Raw genomic sequence first — 10,534 nt, 5'->3', positions numbered from 1 at the left:
GTAGATCCGGACAGAGTGCAATTGAACATTTGTTATAAGAATGAGAATCTGAAAGAAGTTTATAAGGAACTGTTTGACGATGCTACGGAGAGATACAATGTCGGGAAAAGAAAGGACCGGCAGATTGCAAATTATTATGAAAAAATCCGACAGAGCAAACAGGAAAAGTTGTTCCATGAAGTGATATTCCAGATTGGAAATCGAGAGGATATGGCAGTGGGAACAACAGAAGGAAATCTGGCTGTAAAGGTATTGGACGAATATATGAAAGATTTCCAGAAGCGGAATCCGACACTTCGGGTATTTAGTTGCTATCTGCATCAGGACGAAGCTACTCCACATCTGCATATCGATTTTGTCCCTTATGTGACCAACTGGAAGGGAAAAGGAATGGATACTAGAGTTTCACTGAAGCAGGCATTAAAAAGTCTTGGATTTCAAGGCGGAAATAAGCATGATACAGAACTGAATCAGTGGATAAATCATGAAAAAGAAGTGCTGGCAGAAATCGCAATGCAACGTGGAATTGAATGGGAACAGAAAGGTACACATGAAGAGCATCTGGACGTTTATAATTTCAAGAAAAAGGAACGTAAAAAGGAAGTGCAGGAACTGGAGCAGGAAAAAGAAAATCTGACAGCAGAGAACGAAGGATTGATTTCTCAGATTGCGGACGCAAGGGCAGATATTAAACTACTGGAAGAAGAAAAAATTCAGTTCCAGAAAGATAAAGAAATAGCAGAAAAACGTGCCGAGAACGCAGAAACGGAATTGAAAAAACTGGAGGACAGAAGAGAATTCCTGCAACCGGTGATGGATAATGTCAGTAAGGAAATAAAAGAATATGGAATGATCAAAACATTTTTGCCGGAAGCTACAGCATTGGAACGTGCGGTAACTTATCGGGATAAGAAAATAAAACCCTTGTTCATTGAAATGAAGAATAAAATTGGTGCGATGGCTGCACAGGTTAAAGAACTTACCAGAGAAAGAGATAAGTGGAAAAGTAAGTTTCAGAAGAAAAAGCAGGAGCACGAGAACACTAAAAAGGAACTGGCAGAAGTTCAGAAGGATTATCAGAAATTATCCGGTGAGAAAGAAATTCTGCAGGGAATTGCAGACAGATATAACCGACTTTTACGCATGTTGGGGAAAGATATGGTAGAACGACTGGTGCAGGACGATATCCGGATGCAGGCGGAACTTGAAGCGAAAAAGCAGAAAGAACAAATGCCGAAAAAAATAAGTGATCGCATACCATGGGCGAAAGAACAAAGTGAAGAATACAATGCACAGATAAAAAAGAACAAAGCAAAATACAGAGGAATGGAGTTGTAAGAATATGAAGAAACAGATTTATGATGAAAAGAACGGACTGAGCTACACACTGCATGGAGATTATTATCTGCCGGATCTGGAAATCAATGAGGAAGAACCTACATATGGGAAATATGGAATAATGCGAAAAAAGTTTCTGAAGGAACACAGGAGTGCAAGGTATCAGTATCTGGTACTTACCGGGAAATTGACGGAGCATTTGAATCAGGTCGATAAAGAAGCGAGAGAAAAAGTTGAAATGCTGGTGGAACAGATGGCTGAGCAGTGGGGCGTGACAGAAAAACTGAAGATGCAGGATCAGATGGAATGGGTTAGGAAAATGAATAATATTCGTAGCAGAGTAGTAGAGATTATAGATGTAGAATTGATTTGTGTTTAGGAGGACAAAGCGGCAGATATAATGTTAAAAGTAGTTGCGTGCGCACGCATATTGTATTATAATACTGGTGGTTAGGAGGAATATATCTATGAAACTATTAAAATGGCTTTCAGTAACAGACCGATTTTACAAAATCTATTTGGATAAACAGCTTGCCCCCTTTGGAATCAACAACAGCCAATATATGTTTTTGATTAAAATCTGTCGTTCGCCTGGCATTTTACAGGATTCTTTAATTGATATGTTTTATGTTCATCCGAGCAATATTGTACGGACAGTTGCGGCATTAGAAAAGCAGGGAATGATTATGCGTTCCCCAAATGATAAGGATAAGCGGACGTGTAAGCTGTATCCTACGGAACGTGCGCTGTCTGTAATTGATGAGATACAGACGGTATGTGAAAAGACAGAAGCTCTTTTATTGCAAGGCTTCAGGGAATCTGATAAAAACCTCTTTATTGATTTGCTGATTCAGGCAGGTGAAAATATTACAGCGGAACTCCGTATAGAAAGAAAGGGGGATGAATTTAATGACTGAGAATCCCCTAGGATATGAAAAAATTTCAAAACTGTTGAAAGATTTTGCCATTCCCAGTATTATGGCGTCTCTTGTCGGCTCAATCTACAATATTGTGGATCAGATTTTTATTGGTCAAGGGGTCGGTTATCTGGGAAATGCAGCAACCAATGTTGCCTACCCGTTCTCTACCATCTGCCTTGCTATTGCACTGCTGGTTGGAATTGGCAGTGCTTCCCGTGTTTCCCTCTGTCTTGGACGCAAAGAGCCGAAAGCTGCCGCCAAAGCAGCGGGAAATGGTATTGTTCTGATGGGGATTTTCGGAATTATTTATTTATTGGTTGGTGAAGCTTTTCTGTCTTTGCTCCTAAAGGCATTTGGGGCAACGACAGATGTATTTCCATATGCAAAGCAGTATGCCAGCATAACATTGATTGGAATGCCGTTTCTTATTGTAACGAATGGTATGAGCAATTTGATTCGAGCAGATGGAAAACCAAAGTATTCAATGGTTTGCATGGTTATGGGAGCTATTATCAATACCATTCTTGACCCTATTTTTATTTTTGCTTGCGATTGGGGGATTGCCGGCGCAGCTTGGGCAACAGTTATTGGGCAAATTTTTTCCTTCATACTCGCACTCCGTTATCTATGGCGTTTCCAAACAATCCATTTTGAAAAAGAGTCGTTTTTATTGGACATCAAAGAAAGTATGAAAATTTGCAGCATGGGAATCAGCAGCAGCTCAAACCAGATTGCAGTTACCGTGATTCAAATCATTCAGTACAATTCGTTGACTTATTACGGCGCATTAACAAAATATGGAACAGATATTCCCTTAGCTGCTTGCGGAATCGTTATGAAAACAAATGCCATAATCCTTGCGATTGTTGTAGGAATCTCGCAGGGAACACAGCCGATTATCGGCTTCAACTATGGGGCAAGGCAATACCATCGTGTACGGGAGGCTTACCTGCTTGCGGTAAAATGGAACCTTGTTGTTTCCACAATTGCTTTCATCGCATTTCAATTTTTCCCGCAATCTATCATTTCGCTATTCGGAGATGGGAACGAGCTGTATTTTGAATTTGCTGTTTTGTTCATGCGTACCTATCTTTTCATGGTGTTGGTAAATGGTGTGCAGTTGCTTTCTTCCAGTTTTTTTACCGCAATAGGAAAATCGTTAAAAGGTGCTCTGTTGGCATTAACAAGGCAGACCTTTGTGTTGATTCCGCTTACCCTGCTGCTCCCGCTTCGTTTCGGAATTATGGGAGTATTGCTTGCGGGACCTGTTGCTGATTTTTCAGCGTTTATGCTATCTGTTGTACTGGTGGGTATAGAATTAAAAAAACAAAAAAATGACATGTAAACAACAGCTCTATGTGAAAACATTCTTTTTCCGCCGTTAAGTAATCAAGAAGCAAAAACTTAAAAACCGTTGCGATAAATTTTATAAATTTAGTAGGATAATATTTAGAAGTAAGGATTGAGAAAAATATGGAAACTATAAAATGGGTTCTATGTCCTATCTGTGGAAATAAAACCCGAACGATAATGCAAGAAGATACCGAATTAAAGAACTTTCCACTCTACTGTCCGAAGTGTAAACAGCAAACACTTAACTGATCTTGCAAAACGGAGAAAAACAGTAATTATAGCAACACATAATGCTAATATTGCAGTTGGCACACTTCCGTATATTAGTATACTAAGAACTCATGAGAATGGAGTATATAAAACGTATATTGGTAATCCTTTTTATGATGAACTTAGAAATATAAATGATGAAACAGACACTAAAAACTGGACTCAAGAAAGTATGCATACTCTTGAGGGCGGTAAAAATGCATTTTATGATAGGAAGGATATTTATGAATCAGGAAAGTAAAGTGATTAATGTACATTTGGAGAAAAGAGAAAATAAAGATTATTTAGTATTTGGCTTTGAAGAAGTTGCAGAAGTATGTCTTAATGATGATGAGAGTCAAAATAATTTGAAAAGTATATTTGTAAAGTTACTTACGGAGATTACAAAGTATCCAATTGAATTACAGTTTTTGGAAAAACCAGAATATAAAACAGGATTATATATAGATGTGTGTAAAGAATATATAAAAGATTTAAATAAAGAGATTACGAATGTAAGAAAAAATATGCCAGAAAAACTAAAAATACAGTGATAACACCATGATAACAAAAATTCCGGAAAACCACACGGACACAACGGAAAATCCGGATTTTTCCACACAAATCACATAAAAAATCACTATTCGTATACCGCAATACACCGGTCTGATATCGTGAAGGTGGACGTACTGTAGGATCAGGACGTGTTGCTACAGTTATCGAATAATTTTAGCATAACATCTTAATTATATATATTGAGTACCGCAAGGTACATTGTGTCCAAGCGTAAGATGCCCCGGAACCGTAAGGTTTCCGGGGTTTTTCTGTTGGGTAAAAAGTTTAAAATAAGGCTGTAAAGAATAGCGAATAAATTAAAAACAGGCAGGTATGGGAAGAAAATGAGAATCTTCGCATATCTGCCTGTGATACTGTTATGATACTATTTCTGTTCGTTATTGGAAAATTTCTGTGTTAAAAGTTCATCACGTTTATGGATTCGTGTTTCAAAATCCAGTTCTTCAATAGGTGTTTGATAGAAAATGAAATAGTTCTTGACGGTATGATATAAAAATCTTATAATTTAGAAAGTGACATAAAAGATTCATGTTATAAAATTACATATTTTATGGCAAAGCAAATATCGTATAATAAAGAATGTTGTTCTATAAAAGGGTGTTTATTGAAATGTTTTGAATATATTATATTAGTTGGTGAAGATAGTGAAATTAACATATTGGATAAAAATGATTTTTTTGGTTCTTTCTTGGTTAATTCTATTTAATGGATTAGAAGAAAGTAGCATTGATGAAGCAACATTTTTCACTTCTCTACTTATATATACAGGTGCAATTGTATTTGATTTAATTTTTTTATGTATAGAAACATATGCAGAAAATAATATTACTACTGAAGGTGTATATAGAGGGAGTTTAGTGTTGGCAGTGGTGAATTCCATTTTAGTTATTTTTGAATTTATTGGCGCAATGCGAGGAATTGAAATTATAGCAGATGAAAAGAATAAATTGGTAATGAAAATTACAGATGGTGGGATTACAAGAGTATTTTCTGTTCTGAATAGTTTTAAATTTAAAGTATCCTTTTTTATGTTATTGATTGTTGGATTGGGTGTTTTATCAATTATTCCTGGTTTACTTTTAACTCGTATTAAGAGAAAGTATCAAGAAAATAACCAAAGTTGATTGTATTATAATTTTTATAGAAAGTGAGAAAATTGTTATGTTTATTATGGTTGGAGGAATTGTATTTGGAATATGCTTTCTTATTTATATGGCATGGATATATATGAAATCCTGTGTATTTATGACAAGAGGGTTTATTAATGATGAGAAAGAAATAAATAATGTTCCAATGAAGCAATTTTTCCATTTTAATTTTCGGGAGAAATAAATGACAAATGAAAAATTTGAAGATATTTGGGACAATATTATATTAAAGCTATTTGATGAAATAACGCCTCAAAAAGATGTATTTATTGCATCAAGATCAAAATATAAAATTTATAAAGAATATCAAAAGCAGAAGACATTTCTTAAATTGAACTACATGGAAAATCCGAATACACATTTAGATAGGCATAAAATCGCTGCGTGTATGTTATATGCTATTGTAAAAGTACAACCAATCAGGATAAAAAAAGTATCTATATGGAGAAACTTTTGGGGCAATAAAAGATATAGCTATTCCTTTTTGATGTTGAATGAATATTTAGGCTTGTATACAGCTTTTTCCATAGTGGAAAGTTTTAGAGAATATGAACAGTCGATAGATAAATGCGCAACATTTCAGCGTAGCGGAATAAAATTGCCGATGACATGTAATGGGGAGGATTATATATATAATACATGTTTAGATTTGTATTTGTCCAAAAAGAAAAATAAAATAAATATTTTAACTTTTGCCAATGTACTTTTCTTATTAGAAATTGGCGAATTTCCAGAAAAAGGAAATGATAGTTTAATAGAGAGTGAAATAATGAAATAGTGAATTAAAAACAGGCAGGTGTGTGAAGAAACTGAAAATCTTCGCATATCTGCCTGTGATACTGTTATGATACTATTTCTGTTCGTTATTGGAAAATTTCTGTGCTAAAAGTTCATCTCGTTTACGGATTCGTGTCTCAAAATCCAGTTCTTCAATTTCTTTATGGGTGACAGGTTTGGAAGTGTAGTATTCCAACGTCTGCTTTTTCCACATATCAAACATATCTTTGCCTGTGAAATAAGATTCCAGGCTTTCTCTGTTCTCCTGCAGATCAGCAAGAAAATTACACATATCTGCGTTTAAAGAATGTTCCGGATCATTTCCATAAAAGCGAAGTCCGGCATACCATTTCTGTGTTTCTGTTTCTATATCACCGGGAAGTTTATTATTTATATCCAGTTCATACCGGAGTTCGTTGGATTCATTCATCTGCAGTAAAACCCAAAGAATATCGCTGAGAGTAGAAATCTGTACTTTATTTTCAGATAATCCAAATAACCAGTCCAGTGAGACATGAAATTTCTGAGCAATAGTCAATAACACATCATTGGAGGGAGTAACCACACCATTTTCATAACTGGATAAAGTTGACTGACGTATACCAATAGCTGCGGAAAAGTTTTTCTGATTCATCTTCAGATCAGTTCGCAGCTCTTTTATTTTTTCTGAAATAGATGATTCCTGCATATTAGCTACCTCCTTAAAAGCTAAGAACAGTATATCACAAATGATAAAAATCAACAATATAGAAAAATATCATTCATATAGATAAAAATTATTGACAATGATTATTTAAAATGATATAGTATCAGTGAAAATGATAATTATAGACAGGAGGAAATGATATGCAGAGACAGAACTATATGATTACAGCGGAAGAAGTTGCAGAGAGCATGGGGATTTCACTTGGATATGCTTACAAGCTACTTCGCAAACTGAACAAAGAGCTTGCAGATCAGGGATATGTGACCGTTGCGGGCAAGATACCGAGAGCATTCTGGGAAAAGAAATTTTATGGATATTCCCAGATTGCAATGTAAAGGGGGTGAGAAAGTATGGCAGCATACAAAGATGAAGAAAGAGGAACCTGGTATGTTTCATTTTATTATGAGGACTGGACAGGAGCCAAAAAGCGAAAAGTAAAAAGAGGATTCCGCACTAAGAAAGAAGCATTAAATTTTGAAGAGGAGTATAAAAGAACAGCGAAAGCAGACATGGATATGACAATGGGAGAGTTTGTAGAAGTCTACTTCCGAGACAAGTCTCAGTCATTGAAGGACAGGAGTATCAAGAATAAAAGAGATACGATGAAGGCTCAACTGTTACCGTATTTTAAGGACAGACCAATGAACAGTATTACACCAGCAGAGATTATCCAGTGGCAGAATACGATTATTGAAAAAGGATATTCAGATGATTATCTGAAAACAATACAGAATCAGATGACGGCATTATTCAATCATGCGAAGAATATCTACAATCTGGCAGATAATCCCTGTGACAAAGTAAAACGTATGGGAAAGACTTCAAAAAAGAAAATGAAATTTTGGACAATTGAAGAATATCGGCAGTTTATGACCGGAATAGAACCGGGAAGCAAATATTATGTACTGTTTGAATTATTATTCTGGACAGGAGCGAGAGAAGGCGAAGCACTCAGCATTACACCTGCTGACATTGATTTTGAAAGGAATCTACTTCATATCAATAAAACTTACTACCGTATGCATGGAGAGGACGTGATTACATCTCCCAAAACAGAAGAATCGAACCGTACGATTTCCATACCGGAATTTCTGAAAAAAGAGATTCAGGACTATATTAGCAGACTGTATGAGTTGCCCGAAGATGAACGGATTTTTCCAATGGTTCATGAAGCGGTACAGCATAAGTTAAAACAGGTGGTTCAAAAGACCGGAGTAAAAAAGATAAGAGTACACGACATTCGTCACAGTCATGCGGCATTTCTGATTAATAAGGGAGTGCAACCATTGATGATTAAAGAAAGGTTTGGACATACGGACATTCGCATTACATTGAATACTTATGGGCACTTATATCCAGATCAGCAGAAAGTGGTGGCAGATATGCTGGATGATGAAAATATAAAAAGCTCCGGAAGTACGAACAACCGGAGCAATGTGACAAATGGGGACGAATCCACAAATGTCAACCCTAGACAAGTTGATTATAGCAGGGATTCTTCCAGAGAACAACAGATAATTGGCGAGAATAGTTTGAAAAATGGAGGAATTTATGGAACAGAGAAATGAGAATAAAACAGAATTGAAAATGATAAAGATGTCAGATGTTCAGTCCCAGACAGTGGACTGGCTCTGGTATCCATTTATCCCTTATGGAAAATTAACGATTATTCAGGGAGATCCGGGTGATGGAAAAACTACGTTGGTATTAAATATTGCAGCGAGATTGTCTAAAGGGGAAGGACTGGATAATGATATGAAAGTAACAGAACCAGTAAATATTATTTATCAGACAGCGGAAGATGGACTGGCAGATACAGTAAAACCCAGACTGGAGCTGGCAGAAGCGGTCTGTGAAAGAATCATGGTTATAGATGAAACAGAAAAATCACTTTCCATGATTGATGAAAGACTGGAAACTGCTATCAAACAGACTGGTGCGAGAGTGCTTATTTTAGATCCGATTCAGGCATACCTTGGAGGAACAATGGATATGAACCGGGCAAATGAAGCAAGGGATATGACGAAAAGATTGAGTTTGTTGGCAGAAAAATACAAATGTGCAATTTTATTAATCGGACACATGAATAAAGCTGGGGGAAATAAAGCTGCATATAGAGGAATGGGTTCGATTGACTTTTTTGCAGTAGCCAGAAGCGTATTACTGGTAGGAAGAATAGAGGGAGAACCGGATTTAAGAGCAGTGGTTCAGATTAAAAATAATCTGGCTGCATTTGGGCATTCCAAAGCATTTCGCCTGACAGAAACAGGATTTGAGTGGATAGGTGACTATGAAATCACAGCAGATGAGGTGCTTGGTGGAATTGCGCCAAAGGTAAATAAACTGGAACAGGCAAAGAAGATGCTGAGGGAACTGGCAGAAACATCAACTTCTGTGCAAAGCAGTGAAATCTTTGATATGGCAGAAGATTTGAATATTTCTAAAAGAACACTGGAAAATGCAAAAAAGGAACTTGAAATTAAGGCAAGACGAATCGGCAATTCATGGTATTGGGATTTAGATAAAGTTAAGCCGGAATAAATTAAGGGTGCAACATTGCAGAGTATATAGAAAATGCGGAATTAAAATGCAAGGTTGCAATCTGTAAAGACATTGCAGTGTTGCGTCCTTACATAAATTGTAAGAAGGTGAGAGCTTGAAAAACGTTATGATTCCAGAGGAGTTATTTGGAAAGATTATAAAATATCATTTACTGGATCAGGAACAGGAAGCAGATGATATAAGAAAAGGTCTGGAGAAAAAGCTGGATGCAATGGTAAATCGTGAGGTATACAGTAAATTCAAAACTGCACCAACAGAAGAAGAACGGGAAAAGTTCCGGCAGGAGTATCTGGACAGAAAAGGAATGCAAGAGAGCTTTCGATGGTAACAGTTCTTGTTGACTATATTTTTACAGGAGCGTGTCACGCCCCTGTGAGAAGCAAACAAGAAGAAAGTTGGTAAGGCGCATACGGAAAGCTGAGGCTAGACGGTGAGGATTGCTGTAAATTTGATAGTTGTGAAGAAGGGAGAACGATTCGATGAAGCAGGGAAGATTAGGATATAACAGTAGCAATGACAGATATGGGTTATTAGCGTCGGACTTATGGATTGATACGGGATTTCACTGTGGAGAAGGTCTTGAGGTGCTGGTTCATGATAAGTGGGTACGGACAAGAATGGAGATGAATCCGGCAAGAGAATGGTATCTGGTGGGAACGCCATACTGTGGAGATCTGGAACATGTGCAGGCAAGAATACCGGAATAATTTAGTTGCGAGAGTAACGCAGAAGCCAACTGATTAACGGGAGGAATAAAATAGATCTTCGCTCCGCTTCGGTCGGTGCAGAACAGACGTCCACTGGACGTCTTGCACCCCCGGAGGGCGCAAGGGGACTTTTGATGGACGGTACGGCTGTCGAAAGTGCTTTTGCGTTACTTTTGACAAAAGTAACAAAACCGCCGT

The 10,534-nt window shown here is 36.9% G+C and carries 14 protein-coding genes; 13 read left to right on the top strand and 1 reads right to left on the bottom strand.

Annotated features, from left to right (window positions below):
* The 8 genes from OCV70_RS18555 to OCV70_RS18520 all read left to right on the top strand — a co-directional run.
* Nucleotides 1–1,338: plasmid recombination protein (locus OCV70_RS18555; protein ID WP_262579987.1), on the top strand; the 1,338-nt coding region annotated here is incomplete at its 5' end.
* A gap of 4 nt (nt 1,339–1,342) precedes the next feature.
* Nucleotides 1,343–1,717 carry a TnpV protein gene (locus tag OCV70_RS18550; protein ID WP_173768593.1) on the top strand — a complete coding sequence of 125 codons (375 nt, stop codon included), beginning with the start codon at nt 1,343–1,345 and terminating at the stop codon, nt 1,715–1,717.
* An 88-nt stretch (nt 1,718–1,805) separates the two neighbouring features.
* The gene (locus OCV70_RS18545) at nt 1,806–2,255 is read left to right on the top strand and encodes a MarR family winged helix-turn-helix transcriptional regulator (protein ID WP_044921762.1); all 450 of its coding nucleotides are present in this window, start codon (nt 1,806–1,808) and stop codon (nt 2,253–2,255) included.
* Nucleotides 2,248–3,603: an MATE family efflux transporter gene (locus tag OCV70_RS18540; protein WP_330385184.1), complete on the top strand. Its 1,356-nt coding sequence runs from the start codon at nt 2,248–2,250 to the stop codon at nt 3,601–3,603. Before OCV70_RS18545 ends, OCV70_RS18540 begins: the two co-directional genes overlap by 8 nt.
* Nucleotides 3,604–3,731: 128 nt before the next feature.
* A complete protein-coding gene (locus OCV70_RS18535; RefSeq protein ID WP_080786855.1) occupies nt 3,732–3,860 on the top strand; it encodes a cysteine-rich KTR domain-containing protein in 129 nt (42 codons plus the stop codon).
* A gap of 245 nt (nt 3,861–4,105) precedes the next feature.
* On the top strand, nt 4,106–4,414 hold the full coding sequence (locus OCV70_RS18530) for a hypothetical protein (RefSeq protein WP_044921757.1): 309 nt from the start codon (nt 4,106–4,108) through the stop codon (nt 4,412–4,414).
* 666 nt (nt 4,415–5,080) lie between these two features.
* Nucleotides 5,081–5,560, top strand: a complete 480-nt coding sequence (locus OCV70_RS18525) for a hypothetical protein (RefSeq protein ID WP_173768343.1) — start codon at nt 5,081–5,083, stop codon at nt 5,558–5,560.
* Nucleotides 5,561–5,768: 208 nt separating this feature from the next.
* A complete protein-coding gene (locus OCV70_RS18520; protein ID WP_173768341.1) occupies nt 5,769–6,362 on the top strand; it encodes a hypothetical protein in 594 nt (197 codons plus the stop codon).
* Nucleotides 6,363–6,434: 72 nt separating this feature from the next.
* On the opposite strand, the gene OCV70_RS18515 is transcribed toward OCV70_RS18520, so the two are convergent.
* Entirely contained in the window at nt 6,435–7,049 is a 615-nt protein-coding gene (locus tag OCV70_RS18515) for a helix-turn-helix domain-containing protein (RefSeq protein WP_044945756.1), read from the bottom strand.
* A gap of 158 nt (nt 7,050–7,207) precedes the next feature.
* On the opposite strand from OCV70_RS18515, the gene OCV70_RS18510 reads away from it, so the two are divergent.
* The 5 genes from OCV70_RS18510 to OCV70_RS18490 all read left to right on the top strand — a co-directional run bounded on the left by OCV70_RS18510 (nt 7,208) and on the right by OCV70_RS18490 (nt 10,336).
* The gene (locus tag OCV70_RS18510) at nt 7,208–7,402 is read left to right on the top strand and encodes a helix-turn-helix domain-containing protein (RefSeq protein ID WP_055053915.1); all 195 of its coding nucleotides are present in this window, start codon (nt 7,208–7,210) and stop codon (nt 7,400–7,402) included.
* A gap of 15 nt (nt 7,403–7,417) precedes the next feature.
* On the top strand, nt 7,418–8,635 hold the full coding sequence (locus OCV70_RS18505; RefSeq protein ID WP_195383024.1) for a site-specific integrase: 1,218 nt from the start codon (nt 7,418–7,420) through the stop codon (nt 8,633–8,635).
* On the top strand, nt 8,607–9,608 hold the full coding sequence (locus tag OCV70_RS18500; protein WP_072522256.1) for an AAA family ATPase: 1,002 nt from the start codon (nt 8,607–8,609) through the stop codon (nt 9,606–9,608). The genes OCV70_RS18505 and OCV70_RS18500 overlap by 29 nt, the downstream gene beginning before the upstream one ends.
* A gap of 127 nt (nt 9,609–9,735) precedes the next feature.
* Entirely contained in the window at nt 9,736–9,957 is a 222-nt protein-coding gene (locus OCV70_RS18495; RefSeq protein WP_055059751.1) for a hypothetical protein, read from the top strand.
* Nucleotides 9,958–10,108: 151 nt separating this feature from the next.
* Complete coding sequence (locus OCV70_RS18490; protein ID WP_173767999.1) at nt 10,109–10,336, top strand: DUF5348 domain-containing protein; 228 nt, start codon at nt 10,109–10,111, stop codon at nt 10,334–10,336.
* The last annotated feature ends 198 nt before the right edge of the window (nt 10,337–10,534 follow it).

The organism is Blautia acetigignens, from assembly GCF_025566865.1.
In the GTDB taxonomy this organism is placed as follows: domain Bacteria; phylum Bacillota; class Clostridia; order Lachnospirales; family Lachnospiraceae; genus Blautia_A; species Blautia_A acetigignens.
The sequence above is the reverse complement of the archived record's forward strand: the minus strand, read 5'-3'. Positions and strand labels throughout refer to the sequence as shown.